Below are 25,810 nucleotides of genomic sequence, written 5' to 3' on the forward strand. Positions count from 1 at the left end.
TCAGTTTTCGCTGATGCCGAAAACGGTCCATCGCGCATCGGGGCCGGGCAGGCCGAGCAGACCCTTGCCGCATTCCTCCACGATCTGGTCAGCGAGCAGAATATGCTGGGTGCCGGAATGGATATCGCGGTAAAAGCGCTGCATGGCCGTGTTGTGCAGCGATGCACCGCGCGCTGCACGATGCGCGAACGTCGCCACATCGGAAACGATATCATGCATATAGCGCAGCGAGAGCTTCACCATCGTCATCTGGTCGAGCGACGGAACACCGCCGGATGTGGTGGTCTGTGAGACATCTTCCCATGTTTCCATCGCAAGTGCTCGCGCCGCCCGATAGCGGGCTTCCGCATTGGCAAACTGAAACCGCAGACTGGCACTATCCGCACTCTTGCCGAATGGGTCCTGCCGCTGGCGGATGACCTTGGCGAGTTCGTCGAGTATCCGGCGACCAACACCAATAGCCCAGCTCGTATGGGTAAGGGCGCTGTAGCCCGCCAGCCCGAGATGGCCCTGCGTCTGACCGCGTTTCGGCGCGGATTGCGTGAAACTATAGACCATGGAATCCGGCACGAAGAGGTCTTCGTCGGTTGCCAGCGTGTAGTCGAAGCTGCCGGTAGCGCGCAGACCCAGCACATCCCAGTTGCCGAGCAGCTGGATTGTCGTGCGCGGGTGATGTGCGACGATGATCTGCGGTGCGCCGGTTTCGTCTTTCAGCAGCGCCTTGCCGCTCGGGTCCTTGGGATCGAGCAGGAAACAGCCGGAATGAATCCATTCCGCGTGAAAGATGGAGCTTCCATAGGCCCAGTTGCCGCGGATCATGTAGCCGCCATCAACCTTGCGGGCGAAGCCACGCGGCACGCCGTTGCCTGCAATGGTGACATCGACGCCGTCCTTGAATACATTGGCGATCCCCTCGTCGTCGAGGTAGATCGCCATGGTCGTGCCTTCCATATTGTTGACCATGGTGCACCAGCCAGACGATGCATGGGCATAGGAAAGCGCGGACATGATCTTCATGGCATCGATGGGTCGCAATTCTGCGCCGCCGACTTCCTTCGGAAACAGCATCGTGTAGAAGCCGCCCTTGCGCATTGCGTCCACGACGTCATCATGCATCCGCCCGAGTTGTTCCGCTTCTTCCGCCTTTTCTTCAATCAAAGGTAGAATGGCTTGCAGGCGATCGTTGAAGCCCTGAATGACTGCGGAATAGTTGTCGGCGGTGTGAGCCCGGTGCACGCTGGTATCCAAAACGGTTCCCCTTGATTTAGTCGTTGTAAGCGGGAATGATACGAACAAGAGCGGGAACAAACATTCCCCCCGAATGGGGGGCTTGGGAATTCGGGAGATAGAATGCCCAGGGAAATACTATCGATAGACCAACGGGTCTCTGCAGCGCTGTCTGTTGCGGAGAGCCGTAATTATGACGATTTTACAATAGCTTGCGATTATTTTGCCGCGCATGTGCTGCGCGTGCGTTCGCTTGGAATTTATTTGCTGGAGAATAATCGGCCGCGCCTTTTTCACAGCATCAACACGCCCACAGGCTTTCTTCTCGAATATCAGAACGGGCTGGCAGATTCAGATCCGATGATTGCAGCTGTGGTGCAGAATGCCAGCGCGGTTGCGGGCTCGCGATTGCCCCAGAATGCAGCAGGCAATGTGCCGCTGATGCGCACGCTGCTCTATCGATGGAATTACAATGATAACTTGTGCTGCCCGATTTATGTCGGCGGCAATATTCAGGCACTGATTTATGCAGCTGGTTTCGAGATGCATGCAACGCAGCTTGAAGAGCAGGTTTCATTGTTGTGCCGCTCGTCGGCGCTTGCCTTGCGCAACATTCAGGAAGGGCATCCGGCGAAGACGCCCGGCGCCAATCTGACCAGCCTTTCTCCGCGTCTTTCGACAGTCGCCCGGTTGCTGGCGGCTGGCAATACCAACAAGCAGATTGCACGGCATCTGGAACTTTCGCCCCATACGATAAAGGATTATGTCGATGATCTGATCAAACGTTTCGGTGTCCATAACAGAACCGAAGTGGCCGTGATGATCAACCGCATGAACGGCGGGACGAAAGCCGAGCAGGCCAGCTTTGCCTTGTCAGGACATGAACAGCGTGGCCTTCCGATAGAGCATTTCTGAGAACGCTTTTGGCGCTGTCACGGACAGAGAAATTGGAGGGCGCGCTTCAACCCTCCTCAACGAACACCTCGTCGCGTTTCTTGCGTATTGATGGAAGCAGCACGACCACGAGAACCGTTGCGGCTATGGCGAGCAGAATTGCGCTGATTGGCCGGGTGAAGAAGGTTGCCGGGTCGCCGCGTGACAGGATCATGGCGCGACGCAGATGTTCTTCCAGCAACGGTCCGAGCACGAAGCCAAGCAACAGGGGAGCCGGTTCGCAGCGCAGTTTAGCCAGCAGATAGCCGATGAAGCCGAAGAAGGCGACCGCATAGAGGTCGTAGACATTGGAATTGACGCTATAAACCCCGATGGCACAGAAGGTCATGATAATGGGAAACAGCACATAATAGGGCACTGTCAGAAGCTTCACCCACAGCCCGATCAGCGGCAGGTTCAGGACGATAAGCATGAGATTGCCGATCCACATCGACGCGATCACGCCCCAGAACAGGGCGGGCTGTTCTGCTGCAACATTCGGGCCCGGAACGATACCTTGAATGATCATGGCGCCGATCATCAATGCCATCACCGGATTGGCCGGAATGCCGAGCGTGAGCATGGGAATGAAGGATGTCTGTGCACCGGCATTGTTGGCGGATTCCGGTCCTGCAACGCCTGCAATCGCACCCTTGCCGAACTCCTCGGGCGTCTTGGAGATGCGCTTTTCCACGGTGTAGGAAGCAAAGGAAGCGAGAATGGCGCCGCCGCCAGGCAAGATTCCAAGCGCTGAGCCGATGACCGTTCCACGCAGGATCGGGGCTGCCATGCGTTTGAAATCGTCTCGTGTCGGCAACAGTCCCGTGACCTTCGCCATCAGCACTTCGCGCGAATGTTCGCTTTCAAGATTACGCAGAATTTCGGCAATGCCGAACACGCCGACCGCAACGGCCACGAAATTAAGGCCGTCGGCATATTCGGTAATGCCGAGCGTGAAACGTGGTGCGCCGGTGTAGATATCTGTACCAACAAGGCCAAGCAGAAGCCCCAGAACGACCATGGCCAAAGCTTTGATGATCGAACCATGCGCCAGCGCTACGGACGAAACCAGCCCTACGACCATCAGCGAAAAATATTCCGCCGAGCCGAATTTCAAGGCAATTTCAGTCAGCGGCGGAGCGAAGACCGCCACCAGAAAGGTAGAGACTGTACCGGCGAAGAATGACCCGATTGCCGCGATTGCAAGCGCTGCACCGGCGCGCCCACGGCGCGCCATCTGGTAGCCGTCGATGGCGGTCACGGCGGATGAGGATTCGCCGGGCATGTTGATGAGAATAGCGGTCGTTGAACCGCCATATTGGGCACCGTAATAGATGCCAGCAAGCATGATCAGTGCGGAAACCGGGTCGCCGATCTGAAACGTGACCGGAAGCAGCATGGCGATGGTGGCTGTGGCGCCGATGCCGGGCAGGACGCCGATTAGCGTGCCGAGGAGTACGCCGATGAGGCAAAAGCCGAGATTTGCCAACGTCGATGCGGTTGAAAAGCCAAGCGCGAGATTGCTGAAAAGTTCCATGCTCATGCCCCCTTAGAATGGCCACCAGGGCCCGAAACGCTGATAGGGCAGCGCGAGCGCATAGCTGAACACAATGACAGAGAAGACCGTGATCGCAGCAGCGAGAATGATGGCTGCGAGCGGCTTCATGCGCATTGAGGCGAAAGAGGCGATAAGGCAGGTCAGGAATAGCGAAGGGACAAAACCGAGACCACGAACGGTCAGGCCGAAGAATATCGGCGCGGGCAGAATGAAGAAAAGGCCGCGCCATGCGATTGGGCCCATGGGCTCGCCGGAGACCCGTGTAGCCTGGATGAGAATAACCAGTCCAAGCAGGATCAGAACACCGGACAGGACAAGCGGGAAATATCCCGGTCCCATGCGAAGCGATGTCCCTAAGTCAAGACCCAGCGATTGATAGGCAAAAAAAGCGCCGGTCAGTGTGAGAAGGGCACCGCACAATCCGTTGGTCGGATCGATCGATAGTTTCCGCGAAGACTCGTTCATGGGCCAATCATCTTTCGGATTTGCCGTTGAAAGGGCTATGCCGGTGGTTCGGCATGTGAAGTCTGACCTTTATCCCGGTGGCTGCGGTTTTAACGCGCAGATGCGGGAAACGATACTAGTGGTCTGATTCCAACATTTGCATCCTTCGGTTCACGCGCTGAGCAAATGTTGGAATCAAAAAGACCACTAGCAAGTATATGTATCTAGTGGATTTTTCGAATTTGACGTTTGAAACAGCATCTATGTCAGCCGGGATTCAAACGTCAAATTCAATCCACTAGAGGCGCGTTAAAAGGCGCGCCTCTAGTATTTGCCCTATGGTCAGTCTGCGTATTGTCCGGCAGCTTCGATGACCGGCTTCCACCGCGCGACTTCGGACTCGAGTTTGGCCTTCAATGCGGCTGGGGTTGCGTCGGAGTCCGATGACGGCTTCGTGCCCAGTTCCGCGAAACGGGCAACCACATTCTGATCCTTCAGGGCCAGTTGAAGCGATTTCGACAGTCGCTCGGTAATGTCAGTCGGAGTTCCCTTGGGTGCATAAATGCCGTGCCAGATACCAACTTCCATACCGTCCAGACCAGCTTCCTTGGTTGTCGGAAGGTCTTTCAACACGTCCAGACGTTCAGGGGATGTCACAGCATAAGCCTTGATCGTGCCTGCCTGAATCTGCTTCGTGGTGTTGGTCGTCTGATCGCACATGATGTCCACCTGACCGCCGAGCAGATCAGTCATGGCCGGGCCTGTTCCCTTGTAAGGAACTGTGACGAGCGGAGTTTCAATCGCGCTCATGAAAAGCATGCCGCAAAGATGCGATGCTGCGCCGATACCGGCATTGGCCACTGTCACGGTGTCCTTGTTGGCCTTGGCGTAATCGATCAGTCCCTTGAGATCGGTGGGTTCAAGATCCTTGCGCGCAACAATGGTCATCGGAACTTCCGTGACAAGGCCGACATATTCGAAGGCATTCAGCGTGTCATAGGCGAGCTTGCGATAGAGCGTGGCGCTTGTGGCCATGCCAATATGGTGCAGCAGAAGCGTATAACCATCCGGATCGGCGGTTGCGACACGGCCTGCGCCAAGTGTTCCACCTGCGCCGCCGACATTTTCGACAATGACCTGTTGTCCAAGATCCTTGGACATCGATTCCGCGACAAGTCGCGTTACCGTGTCTGTCGGTCCACCGGCAGCGAATGGCACGACCATAGTGATCGTTCGTTCCGGATAATATTGTGCGTGCGCGGTGAAAGCCGCAGTGGAAATAGCGAGTGTTGTCGCCAGAGTGGCGATAAGCTTTATCATAGTGTCCTCCCAGACTATGTTGTGACGGGCGAGCCCGCATTATGAATTTAGTTCCCCACGCCTCTTCGGGCGCTTCGGGTAATCTGATGCGATATTATTCAGTCACTGCAATGAAATGCTTATGCACTGACCTTTCTCTTGAATCGGCGCAACTATCCGTTGCTGTTTAAAGTGAATGTAGATGCATCCCGGCGGATTGCCAATGCCCGGACTTCAATGAAAGCGCTTATACTACCAAAGTCTGGGTAGCCTGTTCCTCGCGCTTGGACATCGCATCCATACATTGTCTTGCAGACGTGCAGGAGAACGACACTGCCTTCTATTCGTCCGCACCGTTGCGAAGCAGTAATGAAAGAAGAGATGGCACCGAGCGGGTTTTCAATGTTAATCACATTGGCGGGTCTGGTATTTGTGTATCTTACGCAAATCTATTGCTCGTCGACGCGATTGCTTCGATCCGCGACAGCGAAAACATGTGCATTCTGATGGTTGAGCAGAACGACCTGCTTGACGATCCTGCCATGCGAAAGCTCTATCTCGGTGCAGAGATAGAAACGGGTGCCTGAAACATACTTTCCAGACAGCTGACCTATTTATCGGAGAAGGGGCTTTGGCCCCTTTTCACATTTGATCAAAGAAACAGCGACAGCGCGCCGTCGTTTTTGATCTCTTCCATAACGGCATAAGTGCGCGTTTCACAAACGCCTGGCCAGGCGAGGACAATCTCCCCCAGAAAGCGCCGATAGGACGCAATATTCGGCAGCCTCGTCTTGACCAGATAGTCGAAGCCGCCAGCAACCATGTGGCACTCCAGCACTTCCGGCGCAAGTCGCACAGCGCTTGCAAATTTCTCGAACACGGGCGTCGCTCGCGATTTAGGTGATGCTAAGCATACTTTTAAAAATAGAATTTAAGAATCTTCTAAAATTAAGGCGCCTATATTTATTAACGAAAGATGTACTAAAAAGCCGAGCTATTAACGGTTACATCCCCTGCTTCCACTGTTGATTATATTTTAGAAATATATAGAAATTTGGAAATTGAGACGACCATTGGAGCGGCCCAAATCGGGGAGAATGGCTGTGCTGAAAAAGCGTTCTTCGGCTTCAATCGGGGTGGAATTATGAAGCTAAAGGGGGACTGTGAATGATCGCACCTACAGCATCTTTGGTGAATCGCCCATCGCATGGGTCTGAGAATTCCTTTGGTACTTTTGATGCAAATTTGAAAGCACGTAGCGTGCTCATCCGTGGTGGCCGAGTGGGTAAGTATAAGGGCATCGTTGGCGGAATAGCGCCTTGTGAAGCAAGTTTTGCGCTGTCTCTATCTGTTTTACCAGCCGTTTCAGCGGCTGTGTTTGCATCACTCTTTGTTTGGTCGTCGCCATCCTTGGCAGGTGACTGCGTCCCATCGGGTTCTGGGACCTGGACTTGTTCTGGCCCTGCTTCTGGCACTGGAAGTGATCCATCGGTTGGTATCTCATCCTCTCCGCCTATAACGATTGTCATGCAGCCGGGATTTGGCCTTTCGACCGGCGCCGACCCGGCCCTTATCGTCGACTCAAGTGGCGGAATAAGCATAACGGACGAGAATGCTTCTTCCATCACGTCCTCTGGTGGCCGCAGCATTGATGTCTACAATGATGTTTCAGGCGACGTCTCGATCACGTCGAATGGCAGCATAACCGGCACTGATGCTATTTATATCGCCAACGCTGGCGCGGGTTCCACTACCGTCACAACTTCGGGTATGGTGACTGGAACAACCAATAACGGCATCTCCATCGTTAATTACAGCGACACAATGGATCTGACCGTAAGGCAGGCGGCCGGAACGATCATTGGTGCTGTAGACGGAATTTATACATCCCAGAACGGAACTGGCGCAACCACGATTACTGTTGCTGGTGATGTGAACGGCACGAGCGCAAACGGCATATCGGCGATAAATGCAGCTACCGCGACAAACATCACTGTTACCCAGACAGCCGGAACTATCACCGGTGGGACGGATGGGATTCACTCAACCAACTACGGAACTGGTGTGACGGTGATCGGTGTCGCCGGTAACGTGAACGGTGGGAGTGACAATGGCATTTGGGCAGAAGCCTTTGGCGCCGCGACAGATATCACGATCACCCAGGCAGCCGGTAGCACGATTACCGGTTATACACATGGCATTCGCGCCGATAATTGGGGCGCCGGCGCTATATCGATAACGACCGCCGGGATTGTAAACCAGACCCAGACGGGCACAGCTAATTACGAGAACTATGGAGTCTATACCTTCAATGCAGCGTCTGCAACGGATATCACCCTTACGCAGACAGGGGGAGCGATCTCCGGCAACTGGTTCGGGGTGTATGCCAACAATCTGGGAACTGGTTCGTCGACAATCGTCAGCTCTGGCGATGTCACGGCAATCGAATTTGCTGGACTTTACGCCCATAATGACACAACTGCAAAGAATATCATTCTCAACCAGATATCTGGAGCGGTCAAAGGTGGTAGCTATGGTGTTTTCGCAGACAACATGGGAACTGGTTCAACCACGGTTACATTGTCCGGCAATGTGACGGCTTCCGGTGGCTATGGTGTCCGTGCAAACAATGGCTCCAATGCCACCGAATTGACGGTAAAACAGACAGCGGGCGCCATTGCTGGCAGAACTGGTATTTTGGCACAGAACAGGGGTACTGGATCGACGTTGGTCAGCGTTGTGGGTACAGTAACCGGCGGTGCGGGCGTGGGTATTCAGACGATAGCAGCAAACGGCTCGACGATCGATATTGCAGCTTCTGCAACAGTCAAAGCAACATCCGGGATCGCCATTCGGGATGGCGGTGTTGCTGGTAATCCAACCGCATCAGACGCGATTGGCGGTAATGTCATCGTCAATAGCGCCGGAATGGTAACCGGTGATGCGATCCTTGGCCTTGGCAACGATACCTTCAATCTGGCTGGTGGAAGCTATGCCGGTAATATTTACGGCGATGACAGGGACGACCCTCAGAGCAACGACGGTATCGCCAACCATGAAGGCAATGATACGTTCAACTGGACGGGCGGCAAACTGACTGGTGGTTTCTACGGTCAGGACGGTTCCGACACTGCAACGGTGAGTGCATCGACCTATGATGGGTCGCAGGTGCTTGACGGTGGCGATGACACCTCCGTCGCCGATGGTATGATTGATACGCTTACGCTCAAGGGTGTGACCGCGACCACGAATGGCGGCAAGATCACCAATTGGGAAGTCGTCAAGCTGGACGGTGCCAATCTGTCCATCGATAATGGTGCATGGCATGTTGGTGAACCGGATGAAGGAACAACCGGTGTGTTCCTGAACAACGGTTCTACACTCGACGGCATGGCGTCGCTTGACTTCGACGGCAATATGACGATTGATTCAAGCTCGACTTTTGTTGGTACGGGCGACGGAGCCGGGGTTTACGCGTTCAGCGGCGATGTGACCAATGCCGGAACTATCACCACGGTCGATGATGCCGTGGGCGATGTTGTGATCATCGGTGGAAATTACAACGGCAATGGCGGACAGATGCTGTTCGATGTTGCGCTCGGTGATGACAACTCCAAGACGGATATGATCATCGTCAATGGCGATACATCGGGCACGACGAATGTTAGCGTCAACAACGTCGGTGGAACCGGCGCGCAGACCAATGAAGGTATCCGTATCATCGAAGTGAACGGCGCTTCCAATGGCTTGTTCTCACTCATCGGCGATTATACGGTTGGTGGCAAGCAGGCGGTCGTTGCGGGCGCCTATGCCTATCAGCTCTATCAGGGTGGCGCTTCAACGCCGACTGATGGCAACTGGTATTTGCGTTCGCAATTGACCGATGTATCCAATCCATCAACAACGCCGACAGCGCCGCTCTATCAGGCCGGTGTTCCGACCTATGAAGCCTACCCGCAGGCATTGCTCGGACTGAATGGCGTGCCCACCTTGCAGCAGCGCGTTGGCAATCGTTTCTGGGCCGGTAATGGCAACAAGGTCGTCGCGCAGGGCGCCGATCCGGTCGGCACACCTTATGCCGCGCCCGAAGAAGCTGGTGTTGCGATTGAAGGCAATGGTGTATGGGGCCGCATCGAAGGCGCCCATAACAGCATCGAACCGCGTTTCTCGACCTCTGGCACCGATTCCGACCAGAATGTCTTCAAGCTCCAGGCCGGGATTGATGGGCTGTTGACTGAAACGGAAAGCGGCAAGCTGATTGGCGGCGTCACAGTCCATTACGCCCATGGCAAAACCGACACCAATTCTGTTTATGGCGATGGTGAGATCAAGACGGACGGGTATGGCTTTGGCGGCACGCTGACCTGGTATGGCGAGAATGGCTTCTATCTGGATGGTCAGGGCCAGGTGACCTGGTACACGAGCGATCTCGACTCTATTCTTGCCCGCAGGAATCTTGCCGATGGCAATGACGGCTTCGGTTATACGCTGTCGCTGGAAAGCGGCAAGCGCATAGCCATCGATCCCGCCTGGTCGGTCACGCCGCAGGCCCAGCTGGTTTATTCCAATGTCGACTTTGATGCGTTCACCGATGCATTCGGCGCACGTGTCAGCCTCGACCGGGGCGAAAGCCTGCAGGGCCGTCTCGGCCTGACGCTTGACCATGAGAACTCATGGCAGAATGACAAGGGCTTGCTCAACCGTACCCACGTCTACGGCATCGCCAATCTCTATTATGAGTTCCTTGAGGGAACCAGGGTCGATGTCCAGGGCGTGAGTTTCGCCAGCCGTAATGATCGCGTATGGGGCGGTCTGGGGATCGGCGGAACCTATAACTGGGATGATGATAAATATTCCATTTATGGCGAGGGTTTGGTCAACACCAGCCTGAATAACTTCGGCGACAGCTATTCTGTCGCGGGACAGGTGGGCCTGCGCGTGAAGTGGTAATAGGGTCGTTTTAGCCGGTCCTGAAAACCCGAACTCTGATAAAGCCGCTGTCGATCCGCGATGTGATTGGCAGCGGCAACTTGTATTCGTTCAGCATCGCCAGCGCTATCAGACCGTCCCTCCGCTCATTGGATCACGGTTGGTCCGAACGTTCGCGGGTGCCCAGCGACAACTCTTTCAAGATGATTGCGCATGAGGTCGCTCCTGAATCTCACACCCCCAACGATCTTTCGCCAAGGGGTCTCGCTTTGCCAACTTTGGCCACGAGATTGCGGAAGCGCGGCCCCTTTCGGCCGCTTCAACGAGGGCCTCAATGGCCGGGACAAGTGTATCCAGCCGAGTCTTGTCGCCGACTTTCGCCGAACCAATGGACTGAGCGCCCTCCAGACCTGCGTGCAGCATGCGGCTGAATCAGTTTGGGTCAATCTTATCGACGCCATCAGGCTTTTCCGCGAATTCGGTGAACATCACACCGTAAAGCGGTCTCATCGAGCCAAGACGATGTGGACCACCGTGAACAACGGGATTAAACTCTTGTAATTTTAAAAATACAGTTGTAAATGTGCCGAAGATCTTAATGTGCGGAGCGAAATTCATGGCGTTTCGCACATCGATTTGCGGGCAGGTGAGGTTGCCTGGCCTGATTTTGCTTAGGGAGGAATCTAATGAAAAAATTCGCTACTTTGCTGGCGCTTGCCGCCTTTGCATTGCCGACTGTCGCAATCGCGCAGGATGCGCCGGGAACGACGAAGAAGGATAGCTATCGCTTCGTCATCGTGCCGAAGGTCGTTCATCCCTGGTTCGACAAGGTTAATGATGGCGCGCAACAGGCCGCGGCAGCGCTCAAGGCGCAGACTGGCGCGAATGTTGAAATCGTTTATTCGGCTCCGCAGAGCGCGGATGTCGTACAGCAAAACCAGATCATCGACAGTGCGCTGGCAACCCGTCCTGACGGTCTGGCGCTGGATCTGCTCGACCCGTCCGGCAATCGCGCATCCCTCGAAGAAGCGCAGGGACAGAAGATTCCGCTCGTCCTGTTCGATTCCGTGCCGCCGGAAGGCATGGCTATTACCCATATTGGTTCCGACTTCTGCGAGCAGGCAAAGATCGCCGCGCGCCGTCTGGTCGGGGTGCTTGGCGGTGAAGGCGAAGTCGCGATCATGATGGGCGTGCCGACGGCGCCTAATCACTCCATCCGCGCCGATTGCCATCGTCAGGTATTCGCCGAGCATCCGGGCATCAAGGTTGTTGCTGAAGGCATCGACAATGACAGTATCGAAACCGCTCAGCAGCAGGCAGCCGCAATCATGCAGGCCAACCCAAATCTGAAGGGCTGGGTCGCATCGGATGCCGCAGGTCCGATCGGCATCGGTCAGGCTATTGTCGAAGCTGGCAAGCAGGGCAAGGTCACGCTCGTCGGTCTCGATAACCTGCCGGAAATGCTCGACATGATCCGCAACGGCGTTGCTGACAGTTCTTCGGCATCGCAACCGGAATTGCAGGGCTACTGGTCGGTGATGGTGCTCTGGGCCCAGGCAACCGGCGCTCCGGTGCCGGGTTATATCGATACCGGCAACGCATTCCTGACCAAGGAAAACGTGGGTAACTAATCCCACCGATCACGCTACAGGAGCGCGGGGTTTCTCCGCGCTTCCTTTGTCCAATGCTGTCCAGGATGTCCCTCTATGGCTTATCTTGAAATGCGCGGCCTCGGCAGGGATTTTCCCGGTGTGACCGCTCTGGATGGGGTCGATCTCCAGATTGAGCTCGGACGCACCCATATTCTTGCTGGCGAGAACGGCGCGGGTAAATCCACCCTCGTGAAAATTCTGACCGGGACCGATCACGCATCGCGCGGTCAGGTTCTGATCGATGGGCGCGATCCTGCGTCCGATCCGACGCTCTATAAGAATGTGGCCTATGTCCCGCAGGAACTGACTCTGTTTCCGCAGATGAGCGTAGCCGAAAACCTGTTCATGCCATTCAGCCGGACAGGTCATGGCGGTTTTTTGGTCAATCGCACGGCGTTGATGGAAGAGGCCAAGACATATCTCGACCGGTTCGGTATCGAGGCGCATCCGCATCAGCTGGTTGCCAATATATCGGTATCCGACCAGCAGCTTTTGCAAATTGCGCGGGCCTGCACCAATTCTCAGATGAAGGTTCTCATTCTGGACGAACCGACATCGTCACTGACGCGTGTCGAGGTGGAGCGCGTTTTCAAGGTTATTCGAAGCCTGCTCGATCGTGACCATGCGATTGTCTTCATCAGTCACAAGATGGATGAAGTCTTCCAGATCGGTGATGATTACACGGTCCTTCGCAATGGCACAAAGATTGAGAGCGGCAAGATCAGCGACGTGACGGAGGCGGATCTCATCCGCGCCATGTCTGGTTGCGATCTCGCGCTGGACGAGCATTTCCGACCGACGGGCGAGATCGCCGCGCCGTTCATGGAAGTTCGTGCACTTTCGGGCCCACCATTTGATGACGTCTGCTTCGATCTGCGTTAGGGCGAAGTTCTCGGTCTTGCCGGACTGGTCGGCGCTGGGCGTTCGGAAGTCATGCAAACCATCTTCGGATTTCTCAAGGCGCGCGCCGGAAGCGTGACGGTCGAAGGCAAGGATTGGGCATTGAACGACACGTCGCGTTCCGTGGCCGGCGGCATGCTCTATCTTTCGGAAGAGCGCAAGCATCACGGGATTTTCCCGCTGCTGTCGCTGCGCGAGAATATCGGTCTGTCCGTGCTTTCACTGACCAGCGGCTCGCTCGGCATCAATGACCGCCGCGAACGTAACATTGTTCAAAAAATCATCGACGATTACGGTATTCGCACCTCCGGCATGGGCAAGCGCATATCGCAACTTTCAGGCGGTAATCAGCAAAAGGCGATTATCGGGCGCGCCATGGCAACGCGGCCGCGCGTGCTGATCTTCGATGAACCGACCAAGGGCATCGATATCCGCACCAAAACCGAAATCTATCGCATCATGAAGAATCTGGCCGAGGAAGGCGTGGGCGTCATCCTGGTTTCCTCGGAACTGAACGAACTCAAGAAATGCGCAAGCCGTATCATCACGATGCACAACGGGCGCATTACCGGCGAGTACGACGCCACCGAAACCAACAACGAAACACTCGTAGGCGCGATCTTTGGAACAGAGGTAAAAGCCGATGCAAACTAAACCGCTTTCCAACTTGATACGCACGCCGCTTGCAGGCGTCTTCTTTGCCCTGCTGGTGATTTTCGTCCTGTCGGCGGTGATTTCACCTTACTTCCTCACGCCATATAACCTTTCCGTCGTGGCACGCGGATTGGCCTTTGTGGGGCTCATTACCATTGCCCAGTCCATGCTCATGGTGTTGGGAGAACTTGATCTGTCGCTTGGCGTCATTGGCGGCCTGTGCGGCGTCGTCTCCGGTATTCTGATGGTCAAATTGGGAATCGAACCATATACCGCCATGCTTTTGGCGCTGTGTTTGGGCGCTTGCCTCGGCCTGCTCAACGGCTTGCTGGTTACCGTTCTCGGCTTGCATTCGCTGGTTCTCACTATCGGTACGGCGGGTATTTTCGGCGGCGCTAATCTGGTGCTGACGCGTGGTGTCGCGATTACCGGCATACCGCGTGAGGTACAGTTTTTGGGACGTGGCGACCTCTTCGGCGTTCCGGTGCCGTTTCTGGTGATGATCGCCGCACTTCTGGTTGCAACCTTCGTAATGCTGAAAACGCCGTTCGGTCGCTATATGTATGCCATTGGCAACAACCGCGACGGTGCACGTATGCTGGGTATCCGCGTCAACAAGGTACGCCTTCTGGTGTTCGTCGTGGCGGGCGCCATCGCGGCACTGGCCGGCGTGTTGATGGTGGCGCGTCTGGGAACGGCGCAACCGTCCATCGGCGATAGCTGGGTTCTGGCCCCGATTGCAGCCTCTGTCATTGGTGGTGTCGCCACCACGGGTGGCATCGGCAGCCCGATTGGAGCGATCCTTGGCGCGGGTATCATCGCCATCATCGAAAACATCATCGTGCTGTTTGGCGTCTCGCCGTACTGGCAGGGGATTGTGTCCGGTGCGATTGTGGTTCTCGCTATTTCCTTTGATGCAATCTCGCGCCGCTATCTGCGACGCGATGTCAACTAAATCCGCCGCTGAAGTTTGATGAGAGATACGAAAATGAATGAACAGGTCAGAACCAAAAAGCTGATTAATGCGCCGGAAAACATCATTGCGGAATTGATTGAAGGCATGGTTGGCGCTCATCCGGATATGCTGCGTGTCGAAGGCGAGACCGGTCGGGCCGTGGTGGCCGTTGATGGGCCTCGCGACGGCAAAGTTGGTATTGTTGTGGGTGGGGGCTCGGGACATGAGCCTGCCTTTGCCGGGTACGTCGGTCGCGGACTGGCCGATGCCGCAGCGGTTGGCAATATTTTTGCCTCGCCATCGCCATCGCATATTGCTGAAGCGGCGCGCGCGGCAGATGGCGGTGTAGGCGTTCTCATGCTTTACGGCAATTACACCGGCGATGTGCTCAACTTCACAATGGCTGCGGAAGAGCTGGCGCAAAACGGGATGGATGTGCGCCATGTGGCTGTTGCCGACGACGTGGCCTCCGCACCGCTTGACCGGAAGACGGAACGGCGCGGCATTGCAGGCGATTTCTTCGTCTTCAAGGTTGCCGGTGCCGCCGCGGATCTCGGTGAACCTCTGGCGCGCGTTGAAGCATTTGCGCAGGCGGCGAACGAAGCGACACGCTCGATGGGTGTTGCGCTGAGCCCATGTTCCTTGCCACAGACCGGCAAGCCGAATTTCACCATCGGCGACGAGGATATGGAAATCGGCATGGGGCTGCATGGCGAGCCGGGTATCCGTCGCGAAAAACTTGCGCCTGCCGATGCTGTTACTGACGAATTGATGGCGTCCATACTGGAGGAACTGGCTCTCAAGCGTGGTGACCGTGTTGCGGTTCTGGTCAACGGACTTGGTGCGACATCGCAGATCGAGCTCTATCTGGTTTTCCGCCGCGTCAAGCAGTTGCTGGATGGCAAGGGCGTGAGCATCCACGCGTCCTGGGTGGGCGAATATGCAACATCGCTCGAAATGGCTGGCGCTTCCATTACGCTGATGAAGCTCGACGATACATTGCAGGCGCTGCTCGACCATCCGTGTCATACGCCTGCGCTGACGGTCGGTGCCGTGCAGCCCAAGGAGCGTCTGGCCAGTCGCAGCCAAAAGGTGGAGCATGCCGCAGAAACTCGCGATCCTGCCCAAGACGCGCCGCGTGAGTTGATCAAGGATGGTGATGTGACGCCAGCCATTTTCAAGATCATGATGGCCAATGTCGGCGAGCAAATCATCGCCGAGAAAAACTGGCTATCGGAGCTGGACGGCGTTATCGGCGACGGCGATCATGGCATCACGATGGAAATCGGCTGGAAGGCAGTGCAGCACGCGCTGGAAGACGCGCCGGAAGACGAAACCATCGAAGCCATCTGCAAGCGCATGGCCAAGGCGTTTCTCGATGCAGTGGGCGCATCCTCGGGGCCGCTCTACGCGACGGCATTCCTGCGCGCTGGAACTGCGGTCAGCAACCGGTTGAACCTTGATGGTGCGGGCATGGCCGATTGGCTGGCAGCGGCGTGTCAGGGCATTCGCGATCGTGGTCGCGCGGAACCGGGCGACAAGACCATGATCGATGCATGGGTTCCGGCTGTCGCTGCCGCTGCGGAGGCCGTAAAGCAGGGCCGCTCGACGCTGGATGTCCTCCTTGCGGCCCGCAAGGGTGCAGAGGCTGGTATGCAATCGACGGCTGCCATGGAATCGCGTCGCGGTCGTTCCGCAAAACTCGGTGAGCGTTCCGTTGGCCATATCGACCCCGGCGCAGCATCGACATTTGTGACGCTGCGCGCCATGACGGAAGCCTTGCAGAGCACCGCGAAGAAATAAGCAATTGCTTGCAGGGGTTGCTTAACGCGGCCCCTGCAACAAAGCCCGGGCGACGCCTTCATTGGTGACGAGGCGATTGACATATCCGCCGCGCAATATGGCGCGGATGATTGGAATTTTATTGAGACCACCAGAAACAAGAACCGAGACGGGTTTGAGTTTCAGCTTGTCCGGCGGCAGAGCGATAATTGAATCATTGAGAAAATGTTCGATCGGTCGTCCCCGAGCGTCGAGAAAGCAGCCCATGAATTCTCCGACTGCGCCAAGTTTCAGCACCGTATCGAGATTATCTTTGACAACCCGGATATGTGTCAGCGACGTTTCTTGCGTCAGCGGGCCGCACGAAACAAGCCCGATATCGGCAATCTCAGTTCTGGCCAGAACATCGGTCAGCTCATCATTGAGCAGCAGCGCATTGCGGCTTTCCGGGTTTGCGCAATAGATCGGCGCGGTCAGGTAGTGACATTCCACGCCCAATGCGCGGGCAAAATCCGTTGCCACTTCGAACGTGTTTGTCGCTGAACCGCTGGTGACGCCGCCTGTTAATCCGACAACCCAGCTCTCGGGCTTGGGACGCAGATGGAGCCTGCGAACCGCAAAGCTCAAGGTTCTGCCAGAGCCGATCCCGACGCCCATGTCGCGCCCTTCAATCAGTTCCGACGCCATTGTGCCTGCGGCTTCGCCGATAACCCGCTTCTGCTCGATATAATCGTTGAGATCGGGCACGACGACCGCCTCGACCAGATCGTATCGCGCCGCAACCTTCTCAGCCAGTTCAATGCAGTCGGTCAATGGCAGGTTGACGTTGACCTGCACCTGTCCCGACTCGCGCACATGCCCGATGATCTTGTTGACCTTGAGCCGGGTTATGTTCATCCGCTGTGCAATTTCTTGCTGCGTCTGCCCACCGATAAAATAGAGCCAGGCAACGCGCGCGCGTTCCAGCTCGTCATCCAGCGATCCGAAATCCTCGTTCATTTCCGTGCCTTGCACATTGCGCGCGCCTTCAGCTGCCATCCGTCTCGAAACAGTATCTCCACTCATAGCAGGCATATCAATGCTGGCAACCGGCCAGTTTCGCAAAGGCAGGACGCTTGTTCAGGCATGGAATGGAACATGACTTCTTTCAAAGGCGGTATCGGGCACAATGAGGCGGCGAATCGCTTTGCAACATGATGCGGCCCGGAATCTCCGGAAAGGAGCGGTGTCGCCGAAACATAATGATTACAAGGAGATGGCTAATTGCCAACGATCACGAAATAAAAAAATTGAACACAAAATCACATTTAAATCGTTATAATGTTATAGCCACGTTGTTAATATCTCAGGATGATGTTAGTGGGCTCAGGCCTGCTGACCTTTCTCACGAATATGCGTGCGGCAGGCAAAAAATCAGTGATTGGCAAGGAGGTTGCCGCCATGAATTTCGCCTCGCCCTTATCCGACATGCTGCAACTGGCAAACTGCATCGGAGAGAAAGTGATTGGCACGAACTGCTTCGGCGCTTCCGCGTCGATGCACGGCGAAATTTCTTCTGGAGCAAGGTGAATAATAATGGCTGGCAATTTTGCGCCGCTGGTTCTGGCTGGCGATAATGACTGCATCGAGGCTGATACCGTTGGAGACTATCTCGATGGCTGGGCAGGGCAAGATGTTCTGCGACTGGCGACAGCCAATGCGATCAAGGCCATTCTGGCCGGATCGAGCAGGCTTGCCGGGCGCATTGCACGCGGTTCGTTGCCGGGTGATCCGGGCAAGCTCGTCGGTGTCAACAGCGATCAGGATCAGCAGAAAAGCATTGATGTCGGTTCGCACAATCTGTTTGTTGATTTGCTGATCGAAGCGGGTGCGGCCTCCGTTTTATCGGAAGAAGCCGATCTGCCCGTGGCAGGCAAGGCTGATGGTCTGATTGCGGTTGCCATCGACCCGCTGGACGGTTCCGGCAATGTTGGTCTCGGCGCGCCGCTTGGCACGATTTTCTCGTTCTTCCCCGCTGATACGGACGAACCCTTCCTGCAGCCGGGCAACAGGCAGATTGCAGCAGGCTATGTATCCTACGGCAATTCTGTCGATCTCTGCTTTTCGGTTGGCGATGGCGTGATTTTCGCCACCTTCGATCCGGCGAGCGAACTATTCCAGATTACGCGCCGCAACGTGACCCTGCCAGAACGCGCGTCGGATATTGCGTTCAATGCATCCGTTCAGCGGCATCTTTCTGCGGGCATGCAGGCCTATGTGAATGACGTCTTCCTCGGTAAGGACGGGCCGCGCGGTCGCAATTTCAACATGCGCTGGCTCGGCGCGGCCGTTGGCGACATGCATCGCATCATGCAGCGCGGCGGCCTCTTCTTCTATGTGGATGATCGCCGTGCGGGCTACGAAAAGGGCCGCCTGCGGCTCGTTTATGAAGCAAATCCGATCGCTTTCCTTTGCCGGGAAGCAGGCGGAAAAGCAACCAACGGTTCGACCGCTATTCTTGATATTCTGCCGCAATCCTACCATGAGCGAAGCGCGCTCGTGTTTGGCGTTGCTGAAGAGGTGGATGTTCTGGGTGAATATTACGCGCGTGAGCGCATCTGACCGCGACTGGTAGGGAGACTGAAAAATGGCACGCATCACACTGCGTCAATTGCTCGATCATGCAGCCGAAAAAGGCTATGGCGTTCCGGCATTCAACATCAACAATATGGAGCAGGCGCTGGCGATCATGGAAGCGGCAAATGCCGTCGATGCGCCGGTTATCTTGCAGGCATCCCGCGGTGCGCGTTCTTATGCCAATGATATCATGCTCCGCCACATGATGGATGCAGTGACGGAAATCTATCCGCATATTCCGGTTTGCGTCCATCTCGATCACGGCAATGAAGCTGCTACCTGCATGACGGCCATCCAGGCCGGGTTCACCTCGGTGATGATGGACGGCTCGCTTAAAGCTGACGGCAAGACGCCTGCCGATTGGGACTATAACGTCTCGGTCACCCGCCGCGTCAGCGAAATGTCGCATCTCGGCGGTATTTCGGTGGAAGGTGAACTGGGCGTTCTCGGTTCGCTGGAAACCGGCATGGGTGATGCGGAAGACGGCCACGGCGCGGAAGGCAAGCTCTCGCACGATCAGCTTCTGACCGATCCGGATGAAGCGGTGAAATTCGTCCGCGAAACCAAGGTCGATGCACTGGCAATTGCCATGGGCACCTCGCACGGCGCATATAAGTTCAGCCGCAAGCCGGACGGTTCCGTGCTGGCCATGAATGTGATCGAAGAAATTCATCGCAAGCTGCCGAACACGCATCTTGTCATGCATGGTTCGTCGTCTGTGCCGGAAGACCTTCAGGAAATCATCAACAAGTTCGGCGGCAAGATGAAGCCGACCTGGGGTGTGCCGGTCGAGGAAATCCAGCGCGGCATCAAGCACGGTGTGCGCAAGATCAATATCGACACGGATAACCGCATGGCAATGACCGGCCAGATCCGCCGCATCCTGCAGGAAGACCCAAGCGAGTTCGACCCGCGCAAATATCTGAAGCCAGCGATGGCCGCGATGACCAAGCTTTGCAAGGATCGTTTCGAGCAGTTCGGCACCGCCGGACATGCATCTTCGATCCGTCCGATCCCGCTAGCCGATATGGCGAAGCGCTATCTTGATGGTTCTCTCGATCCGAAATTCAGCTAAGCTTTTTAGCTTGCTGTAAAAATAAAAGCGGACGGTTTCCCGTCCGCTTTTTTTGTCATGTCCTGACGAATAAATCAGCACTTGTTGTACTTGGCGTCGACATCGTTGATGGCGTTCACGTTTCCAGCCGAGCGACCGTTTTCGTCAAAGGTCTGGGCGAGGAATGCATCGGCGATGGTCTTGGCGACTTCCGATCCGATCACGCGCGCGCCCATGGTGATGATCTGGGCGTTGTTCGACAAGGCGGCGCGTTCAGCCGAATAGGTGTCATGCGTCAGCGCTGCGCGAATGCCGGGAACCTTGTTGGCCGCGATGCAGACGCCGATACCGGTGCCACAGACGAGAATGGCGCGGTCATAGGTGCCGTCCAGAACAGCCGATGCAACGCGGTCGGAAAGATTGGCGTAGAACGCGTCGGCGCCAGCCTCGGTGCGCGAGATTTCCGAAACCTCGAAACGGTCCTTGAGGTGGTCGGCGAGAACCTTGGCCAGACCTTCGCCAGCGCTGTCTCCTGCTACTGCAATTTTCATGATCTCACTCCTTAACTAGTCTGAATTCTCAATTCACTTGAATCTTGGCTGCGCATTTGGCCAGAATGTCGAGATAGCCCTCGACGTTCCAGGCGGAGCGTCCGATGAAGAGGCCATCAATATGCGGGCAGGCGATCAGTTCTTCGCAGTTGCCGGGATTGACTGAGCCGCCGTAAAGGCAGGGAACGCGGCGGCCGAGAATGCCTTCAGCGACGGCGATAATTTCTGCCTGTCGGGCATCGGCATAGTCGGCGGAAGCGGGAATGCCGTTTTCGCCGATGGCCCAGACGGGCTCATAAGCGAACAGGATTTCGGGCTGCTTTTGCTCGTCCGACAATTTGGACAGCGCGCCGCGCACTTCTTCCGCGAGAACCTCTGCCGCCCGACCGCTTTCACGGTCCTCCAAGGTCTCGCCGATGCAGATCAGCGGGATCAGCCCGTGGCGCACCGCAGCTTCAACCTTGAGGCCAACAGTCTCGTTGGTCTCGCCGAAATGCTCGCGCCGCTCGGAATGGCCGAGTTCCACAATGTCGAGATTGCAGTCTTTGAGCATCAGCGGAGAAATTTCACCGGTCCATGCGCCTTTATCAGCCCAATGCATGTTTTGTGCGCCGACCTTTACGGATGTGTCGGACAGGATTTCCTTCACTTCGCGCACAGCCGTGAACGGTGGAATGATGAAACGCTGAATATCAGCTGATCGTTCGCCGTCAGCGGCCTTCAGCGCGTCGGCAAAGGCCCGCGCTTCCGCCAGCGTCTTGTTCATTTTCCAGCTCGTTCCAACCCAAAATCTGGCCATGCCCAAATGCTCTTTCCTAGTCTGCTATTGTCAGTTTGATCCCAGCCTGTTCGAGCTCGGCTGTGATTTCGCGGCCAGGGGATGTATCGGTGATGATGGCATCGAAATCGGCGAGGTCGGCCATGACATGTAACGCGGGACGCCCGAAGCGCTGATGATTGACCAGAAGGCAGGTGCGTGTCGCCGAAGCGGTCATTGCGCGTTTGGTGCGCACAACATTTTCGTCCATATGGTAGACGAGCCTGCCATTGACGGCGGGTGTCGAAATGAACGCGATGTCGGCACTCAGATGCGACAGTGCCTCTTCCGTCAGCAGGCCGAAAAAAGCGTTGAACTTGGGCGAGAAAACACCGCCGAGAGCAATGAGATTGATCCCGCTTTCGCCTTTCAGCTCATCGATGATGACCGCGTTATTGGTGATGACGGTCAGCGGCCGCTTTTCGGGAAAAAGCCCGCCCAGAACCGCAGCCGTGGAACCGTCATTGATCATGACGGTCATGCCCGGCTCGATCAGTTCCAGTGCCGCTCTGGCCATCTGAAGCTTGGCTTCATTGTCCTGGCGCACGCGAAATCGAAAATCGCTTTCGAATTGCGAGCCTGCATCCATTGTCGCGCCGCCACGAACCTTGCGCAAAACACCAGATTCTTCCAGCGAATCCAGATCGCGATGGATTGTCATTTTGGACACGGCAAAGCGATCCGACAGATCGTCAAGATCGACGGACTGATTTTCAATCAGTAAATTTATGATCGCCTGTCTTCTGTCGTCGCGCTTCACGCTTGTGTCCGATCTGTCTCGCGAAACATTCAACGACGATAAATCACAAAATCACAAAAAAATCTACAATAAATGTGATTTTGTGACATTTTCACGTTCGCTATTCGACGAGGAATTTGGCTGTGCGCTCATCGGTAATCAGGCCGTAAAGACGCCCGCTTTTCAGGACTGCTCGAATGGCTTCGGCTTTCGGCAAGCCGCCCGCAAGGGCGATAATGCGGCTCATATCCGCGTTTTCAACCGACGCGGCGATGGTGCGTGCGGTGAGACCGGTTACCAGTCGCTTGCCATTAGCATCGAAGAAATGTCCGAGCATTTCGCCGACGCCACCGAGATAGGCGATTTCTTCGACTTCGGCGAGTTCGATCATGCCGGATGTCACGAGTTGCGCCTGCGAATCCACAGTGCCGATCCCGACTATTTTCAATTCTGCCCGGCATCCCATATCGAAAACAGTGGTGACGCCGCGCTGGGCAAGCAGCACTTCGCGATCTTCAGCCGTGTTGGCGAAGAACGGCACCGGCATCACATAAGCGGGCATGCCGGTTTTTTCCGCGATGCGATGCATCACGTCATGGGGATTGGCGGCGAAATTGCGTGTAAGGCCGCCGAGAAGCGAGACAAAGCGCAAATCATTTGCCACAACGCGCGGCATATAGTTGACCGCAGCCGACAGGGTGCGGCCATGGCCGATACCGATTACCTCATGGTCGCCATGTTCGATTTCGCGGCGAAGAAAATCCGCGCCCGCGTGGCCAAGCGCGGTGAGGGGCAGGCCTTCCTCACCGATATCGGGTACGACTTCGCAATAATCGAGATCGTATCGATCTGCGAGACGGTTCTCCAGATCGATACACTCGGTAATGTCGCCGTCGATGGTGACCTTGACGGCACCATCCGCAACCGCCTTGGCGATGAGACGATGCGCCTTCACGGAAGGTAGCCCGAGGCGCTTGGCAACAGCCGACTGGGTCATGCCTGCAACAAAGTGGAGCCAGGCTGCACGAAGGGCGAGGGAATCGTCTGCATCTGCCATTTCGAGCTGTCCGGTCCCTTCGCAGGTCAGGCGCGTTTTAATCTGATCTTATCAGAGGCGCGCGCCTTAAGGTCTTTCACTTGAAGCATTATCCTGTCGAACGTCGTGGTGCTTCGGTCGGATTCTGCCGTTCTTTATATCTTCAAATCCTTGACGCCGGTGTCAATGTGCGGGGCCCAGAAAGCCACACTTTCCGCAATCTGCGGAATGACTTCGCGGTCGTTCGGTTCGCGTTCCTTGAATGAAAGTTCAAGGCAGATTTCATTGTCTTGGGCACCGCCCTCGGCGAAAGCCTTCAGCAAAGGTTCCGGCTGAATGCGACCCTTGGCGTTGAAGGCCGCGGTGAACGGACGATGGCCGCCCTTATCCATCAGGCTCTGCTTGATGTGGATGATCGGCGAAACTTTTGGCACCGCGCGTGCCCAGGCATAGGGGTCAAAGTCGTCCGGATTGGCCGATGTGACATCGCCGTGGTCGATATCCGCCATCATCCACATCGGGATCGTCATATGTGCAGCGGTCAGGCGATCCTGAAGTTGCATGCATTCGGCGATGGTTTCGCCGAATTCCCGACCGATACTCATCGGCTCCCAGAACACATAATCCAAACCGGTACCGGCTGCATGGTCGGCCACTTCCGCCCAGCAGTCGATTGCAATGTCTATAAGCTCCTCGCGACGCGCGGGATTGTCAAAGTCTTTATAGGTGAAGATCGCAAACTGTGTGCCGACCGATTTGCCGCCAAGGTCGCCGATAATATCGGCAAAGGTCTTGAACCAATCGACATAATAGCGACGCACTTCGCTGTCGGGATGGCCGAAGTGATTGAGGCGACCATAGGGCCCTGTCATGCCCGATGTTACGCGAACGCCTGTTCGCTGCAGGGCTTTGTCCATCGTGCGCGTCAGGCGACGGATCGTGGAGGCCTGCCAGCTGGGATTGATGAATTCATGGGTCAGCTGAAGATCGCGCAGGCGGAGATCGCGGGCCACTGTTTCGATTAGATCATCAGGCTCGGCAAAGCGATTGACCAGCGGGTTGGTGTTCAAAGAGAGCGTAAGGGCCATGTCGTCCTCAGGCAGCAATATGTGTGTTGTCGAACCACTCCGTGACGGCAGCGCGTTCGGCTTCAGTCAGATGCAGGTAGTGCTTGGTGCGGCGGTAGAGAATATCTTGTGCCGTCTTCGCCCATTCCTTTGCGATCAGATAGCGAATTTCGGCCTCGTAAAGATTGCCGCCAAAATGGCGGCCAAGACCTGAAAGTCCAGCCGCACCGGCGACGACATCCTTGGTCCGCGCGCCATAAAGGCGACCGTAATGGTGCACAAGCTGACGGGGCATCCAAGGATAGCTGTCGCGCAAACTATTGGCGAAGGTTTCGTAATCGGCGTTGGGTATTTCACCGCCGGGTAGCGGCGCGCCATGAGTCCAGTCGCCCCCCATATTGGGGAAAATATGCCTCAGGCGATGCATGCCCCGCTCGGCCAATTCTCGGAATGTCGTGATTTTACCGCCGAACACGTTCAGAAGGGGCGCATCGTTGGTTTCATCCAGGTCGAAGACATAGTCGCGTGTGACAGCCGAAGGGTTGCCCTTGCCGTCATCGAACAATGGGCGCACGCCTGAGAATGCGTGCAACACATCTTCCCGGCGCAGCTTTTCCTTGAAATAGCGGTTCACCGCGGCGAGCAGATAATCGATTTCCTTTTCATCTGCGGCAACGTCTTCCGCGCGGCCCTCATAGGCAATGTCTGTGGTGCCGATCAGCGCCTTGTCGCCTTCATAAGGGTTGATGAAAATCACGCGCTTGTCGTGGTTCTGAACGAGATAGGCATTCGAACCGGCCCAGAATTTGGGCACGATGATATGGCTACCCTTGACCAGACGCACATTCCGGCTTGAGTTCGATCCGGCCACATTGTGGATAACATCCGTTACCCAGGGGCCTGCGCAATTGACGATGCAGCGGGCGCGGAAGCTGCGGTTTTTGCCTGTATCGCGGTTGCGCGTTTCAACGATCCAGCCGCCTTTTTCGCGGCGCGCCGACACAACCGGCGTGCGGGTGAGGATGGTCGCTCCTTTTTCAGCGGCGCCCAGCGCATTGAGCGCGACAAGCCGGGCGTCATCGACCCAACAGTCTGAATATTCGAAGCCCTTGGTATATTGGTCGAGGATCGGTGTGCCTTCCGGGTCGCGCCTGAGATCGAGCGTGCGGGTGCCGGGAAGTTTCTTGCGTCCGCCGAGATGATCGTAGAGAAACAAGCCAAGCCGCACGAGCCAAGCCGGACGATCCTGCGGGCTGTGGGGCAAAACGAAACGCATCGGCCAGATGATGTGCGGCGCCGCGTTGAGCAGCACTTCGCGTTCGATCAGCGCTTCCCGAACAAGACGGAATTCGTAATATTCCAGATAGCGCAGGCCGCCATGGACAAGTTTACCGGAACGTGACGAAGTGCCTTCCGCCAGATCGTCCTTTTCGGCCAGAACGACCTTGAGACCGCGCCCGGCAGCATCGCGCGCAACGCCTGCGCCATTGATGCCGCCGCCAATCACAAACAGGTCACAAGTTTCCGTCTCAGCCATTGCATGCTCCTTGGAATGCCGATGTTTCGGCACGTCTCATCATATTGCGCCAATCCGCCC

21 protein-coding genes and 3 pseudogenes are annotated in these 25,810 nt (G+C 56.1%); 11 read left to right on the forward strand and 13 right to left on the reverse strand.

Annotated features, from left to right (window positions below):
• Positions 1 to 1,236, reverse strand: a complete 1,236-nt coding sequence (locus HWD97_RS18445; RefSeq protein ID WP_235859010.1) for an acyl-CoA dehydrogenase family protein — start codon at positions 1,234 to 1,236, stop codon at positions 1 to 3.
• Positions 1,237 to 1,350: 114 nt separating this feature from the next.
• Here HWD97_RS18445 and HWD97_RS18450 point away from each other — a divergent pair, with 114 nt between their 5' ends.
• Positions 1,351 to 2,142, forward strand: coding sequence for a LuxR family transcriptional regulator (locus HWD97_RS18450; RefSeq protein ID WP_210261492.1), 792 nt, complete (start codon positions 1,351 to 1,353; stop codon positions 2,140 to 2,142).
• Between the two features lie 46 nt (positions 2,143 to 2,188).
• Here the strand turns inward: HWD97_RS18450 and HWD97_RS18455 are convergent, their stop codons facing one another.
• The 3 genes from HWD97_RS18455 to HWD97_RS18465 form a co-directional block, all read right to left on the reverse strand.
• Positions 2,189 to 3,697, reverse strand: coding sequence for a tripartite tricarboxylate transporter permease (locus HWD97_RS18455; RefSeq protein WP_371835408.1), 1,509 nt, complete (start codon positions 3,695 to 3,697; stop codon positions 2,189 to 2,191).
• 12 nt (positions 3,698 to 3,709) lie between these two features.
• Positions 3,710 to 4,183 carry a tripartite tricarboxylate transporter TctB family protein gene (locus tag HWD97_RS18460; RefSeq protein ID WP_109365834.1) on the reverse strand — a complete coding sequence of 158 codons (474 nt, stop codon included), beginning with the start codon at positions 4,181 to 4,183 and terminating at the stop codon, positions 3,710 to 3,712.
• Between the two features lie 321 nt (positions 4,184 to 4,504).
• Entirely contained in the window at positions 4,505 to 5,482 is a 978-nt protein-coding gene (locus HWD97_RS18465; protein ID WP_371835409.1) for a tripartite tricarboxylate transporter substrate-binding protein, read from the reverse strand.
• Positions 5,483 to 5,913: 431 nt separating this feature from the next.
• Here HWD97_RS18465 and HWD97_RS18470 point away from each other — a divergent pair, with 431 nt between their 5' ends.
• Positions 5,914 to 6,048, forward strand: coding sequence for a hypothetical protein (locus HWD97_RS18470; protein ID WP_371835410.1), 135 nt, complete (start codon positions 5,914 to 5,916; stop codon positions 6,046 to 6,048).
• Between the two features lie 65 nt (positions 6,049 to 6,113).
• On the opposite strand, the pseudogene HWD97_RS18475 reads toward HWD97_RS18470, so the two are convergent.
• Positions 6,114 to 6,392, reverse strand: a pseudogene (locus tag HWD97_RS18475) (Lrp/AsnC ligand binding domain-containing protein); the annotation flags it as partial.
• 596 nt (positions 6,393 to 6,988) lie between these two features.
• On the opposite strand from HWD97_RS18475, the gene HWD97_RS18480 reads away from it, so the two are divergent.
• Positions 6,989 to 10,411, forward strand: coding sequence for an autotransporter outer membrane beta-barrel domain-containing protein (locus HWD97_RS18480; protein ID WP_371835411.1), 3,423 nt, complete (start codon positions 6,989 to 6,991; stop codon positions 10,409 to 10,411).
• A 133-nt stretch (positions 10,412 to 10,544) separates the two neighbouring features.
• Here the strand turns inward: HWD97_RS18480 and HWD97_RS18485 are convergent.
• Positions 10,545 to 10,906 (reverse strand): annotated as a pseudogene (locus tag HWD97_RS18485) (dihydroxyacetone kinase subunit L); the annotation flags it as partial.
• A gap of 170 nt (positions 10,907 to 11,076) precedes the next feature.
• Between HWD97_RS18485 and HWD97_RS18490 the strand changes: the two are divergent.
• From HWD97_RS18490 to dhaL, 5 genes and pseudogenes are all read left to right on the forward strand, one after another.
• A complete protein-coding gene (locus HWD97_RS18490) occupies positions 11,077 to 12,021 on the forward strand; it encodes a substrate-binding domain-containing protein (RefSeq protein ID WP_371835412.1) in 945 nt (314 codons plus the stop codon).
• Between the two features lie 75 nt (positions 12,022 to 12,096).
• Positions 12,097 to 12,924, forward strand: a complete 828-nt coding sequence (locus tag HWD97_RS18495) for an ATP-binding cassette domain-containing protein (protein ID WP_371835413.1) — start codon at positions 12,097 to 12,099, stop codon at positions 12,922 to 12,924.
• 12 nt (positions 12,925 to 12,936) lie between these two features.
• Positions 12,937 to 13,596: pseudogene (locus tag HWD97_RS18500) on the forward strand (ATP-binding cassette domain-containing protein); the annotation flags it as partial.
• Positions 13,586 to 14,551: an ABC transporter permease gene (locus HWD97_RS18505; RefSeq protein ID WP_371835414.1), complete on the forward strand. Its 966-nt coding sequence runs from the start codon at positions 13,586 to 13,588 to the stop codon at positions 14,549 to 14,551. The pseudogene HWD97_RS18500 and the gene HWD97_RS18505, both read left to right, overlap by 11 nt.
• Before the next feature lie 33 nt (positions 14,552 to 14,584).
• Positions 14,585 to 16,354, forward strand: a complete 1,770-nt coding sequence (dhaL, locus tag HWD97_RS18510; RefSeq protein WP_371835415.1) for a dihydroxyacetone kinase subunit DhaL — start codon at positions 14,585 to 14,587, stop codon at positions 16,352 to 16,354.
• Positions 16,355 to 16,375: 21 nt separating this feature from the next.
• On the opposite strand, the gene HWD97_RS18515 is transcribed toward dhaL, so the two are convergent.
• Entirely contained in the window at positions 16,376 to 17,371 is a 996-nt protein-coding gene (locus HWD97_RS18515; protein ID WP_244597034.1) for a sugar-binding transcriptional regulator, read from the reverse strand.
• A gap of 321 nt (positions 17,372 to 17,692) precedes the next feature.
• On the opposite strand from HWD97_RS18515, the gene HWD97_RS18520 reads away from it, so the two are divergent.
• The 3 genes from HWD97_RS18520 to fba are packed head-to-tail and all read left to right on the forward strand — an operon-like array spanning position 17,693 to position 20,024.
• Entirely contained in the window at positions 17,693 to 17,902 is a 210-nt protein-coding gene (locus tag HWD97_RS18520; RefSeq protein ID WP_371835416.1) for a hypothetical protein, read from the forward strand.
• Complete coding sequence (locus HWD97_RS18525) at positions 17,903 to 18,934, forward strand: class 1 fructose-bisphosphatase (RefSeq protein ID WP_371835445.1); 1,032 nt, start codon at positions 17,903 to 17,905, stop codon at positions 18,932 to 18,934.
• 25 nt (positions 18,935 to 18,959) lie between these two features.
• Positions 18,960 to 20,024, forward strand: coding sequence for a class II fructose-bisphosphate aldolase (gene fba, locus HWD97_RS18530; protein ID WP_109365861.1), 1,065 nt, complete (start codon positions 18,960 to 18,962; stop codon positions 20,022 to 20,024).
• Between the two features lie 74 nt (positions 20,025 to 20,098).
• Here the strand turns inward: fba and HWD97_RS18535 are convergent, their stop codons facing one another.
• The 6 genes from HWD97_RS18535 to HWD97_RS18560 form a co-directional block, all read right to left on the reverse strand.
• Positions 20,099 to 20,554 (reverse strand): RpiB/LacA/LacB family sugar-phosphate isomerase, encoded by a 456-nt coding sequence (locus tag HWD97_RS18535; protein ID WP_109365862.1) that lies wholly within the window; start codon positions 20,552 to 20,554, stop codon positions 20,099 to 20,101.
• Positions 20,555 to 20,582: 28 nt separating this feature from the next.
• A complete protein-coding gene (locus tag HWD97_RS18540; RefSeq protein WP_371835417.1) occupies positions 20,583 to 21,353 on the reverse strand; it encodes a triose-phosphate isomerase in 771 nt (256 codons plus the stop codon).
• Between the two features lie 16 nt (positions 21,354 to 21,369).
• The gene (locus tag HWD97_RS18545; RefSeq protein WP_109365864.1) at positions 21,370 to 22,131 is read right to left on the reverse strand and encodes a DeoR/GlpR family DNA-binding transcription regulator; all 762 of its coding nucleotides are present in this window, start codon (positions 22,129 to 22,131) and stop codon (positions 21,370 to 21,372) included.
• Positions 22,132 to 22,231: 100 nt separating this feature from the next.
• Entirely contained in the window at positions 22,232 to 23,167 is a 936-nt protein-coding gene (locus HWD97_RS18550; RefSeq protein WP_371835418.1) for a sugar-binding transcriptional regulator, read from the reverse strand.
• 134 nt (positions 23,168 to 23,301) lie between these two features.
• Positions 23,302 to 24,234: a TIM barrel protein gene (locus HWD97_RS18555; RefSeq protein ID WP_371835419.1), complete on the reverse strand. Its 933-nt coding sequence runs from the start codon at positions 24,232 to 24,234 to the stop codon at positions 23,302 to 23,304.
• Positions 24,235 to 24,241: 7 nt separating this feature from the next.
• The gene (locus tag HWD97_RS18560; RefSeq protein WP_371835420.1) at positions 24,242 to 25,750 is read right to left on the reverse strand and encodes a glycerol-3-phosphate dehydrogenase; all 1,509 of its coding nucleotides are present in this window, start codon (positions 25,748 to 25,750) and stop codon (positions 24,242 to 24,244) included.
• Between the last annotated feature and the right edge of the window lie 60 nt (positions 25,751 to 25,810).

Origin of the sequence: Ochrobactrum sp. C6C9, from assembly GCF_022627935.1 — a bacterium.
Lineage (GTDB): Bacteria > Pseudomonadota > Alphaproteobacteria > Rhizobiales > Rhizobiaceae > Brucella > Brucella teleogrylli.

What these genes read in the sequence shown, in the direction of transcription:
- HWD97_RS18450 (WP_210261492.1), top strand. Translation starts at nt 1,351, where the DNA reads ATGCCCAGGGAAATACTATCGATAGACCAACGGGTCTCTGCAGCGCTG.
- HWD97_RS18455 (WP_371835408.1), bottom strand. Translation starts at nt 3,697, where the DNA reads ATGGAACTTTTCAGCAATCTCGCGCTTGGCTTTTCAACCGCATCGACG.
- HWD97_RS18460 (WP_109365834.1), bottom strand. Translation starts at nt 4,183, where the DNA reads ATGAACGAGTCTTCGCGGAAACTATCGATCGATCCGACCAACGGATTG.
- HWD97_RS18465 (WP_371835409.1), bottom strand. Translation starts at nt 5,482, where the DNA reads ATGATAAAGCTTATCGCCACTCTGGCGACAACACTCGCTATTTCCACT.
- HWD97_RS18480 (WP_371835411.1), top strand. Translation starts at nt 6,989, where the DNA reads ATGCAGCCGGGATTTGGCCTTTCGACCGGCGCCGACCCGGCCCTTATC.
- HWD97_RS18490 (WP_371835412.1), top strand. Translation starts at nt 11,077, where the DNA reads ATGAAAAAATTCGCTACTTTGCTGGCGCTTGCCGCCTTTGCATTGCCG.
- HWD97_RS18495 (WP_371835413.1), top strand. Translation starts at nt 12,097, where the DNA reads ATGGCTTATCTTGAAATGCGCGGCCTCGGCAGGGATTTTCCCGGTGTG.
- HWD97_RS18505 (WP_371835414.1), top strand. Translation starts at nt 13,586, where the DNA reads ATGCAAACTAAACCGCTTTCCAACTTGATACGCACGCCGCTTGCAGGC.
- dhaL (WP_371835415.1), top strand. Translation starts at nt 14,585, where the DNA reads ATGAATGAACAGGTCAGAACCAAAAAGCTGATTAATGCGCCGGAAAAC.
- HWD97_RS18515 (WP_244597034.1), bottom strand. Translation starts at nt 17,371, where the DNA reads ATGGCAGCTGAAGGCGCGCGCAATGTGCAAGGCACGGAAATGAACGAG.
- fba (WP_109365861.1), top strand. Translation starts at nt 18,960, where the DNA reads ATGGCACGCATCACACTGCGTCAATTGCTCGATCATGCAGCCGAAAAA.
- HWD97_RS18535 (WP_109365862.1), bottom strand. Translation starts at nt 20,554, where the DNA reads ATGAAAATTGCAGTAGCAGGAGACAGCGCTGGCGAAGGTCTGGCCAAG.
- HWD97_RS18540 (WP_371835417.1), bottom strand. Translation starts at nt 21,353, where the DNA reads ATGGCCAGATTTTGGGTTGGAACGAGCTGGAAAATGAACAAGACGCTG.
- HWD97_RS18550 (WP_371835418.1), bottom strand. Translation starts at nt 23,167, where the DNA reads ATGGCAGATGCAGACGATTCCCTCGCCCTTCGTGCAGCCTGGCTCCAC.
- HWD97_RS18555 (WP_371835419.1), bottom strand. Translation starts at nt 24,234, where the DNA reads ATGGCCCTTACGCTCTCTTTGAACACCAACCCGCTGGTCAATCGCTTT.
- HWD97_RS18560 (WP_371835420.1), bottom strand. Translation starts at nt 25,750, where the DNA reads ATGGCTGAGACGGAAACTTGTGACCTGTTTGTGATTGGCGGCGGCATC.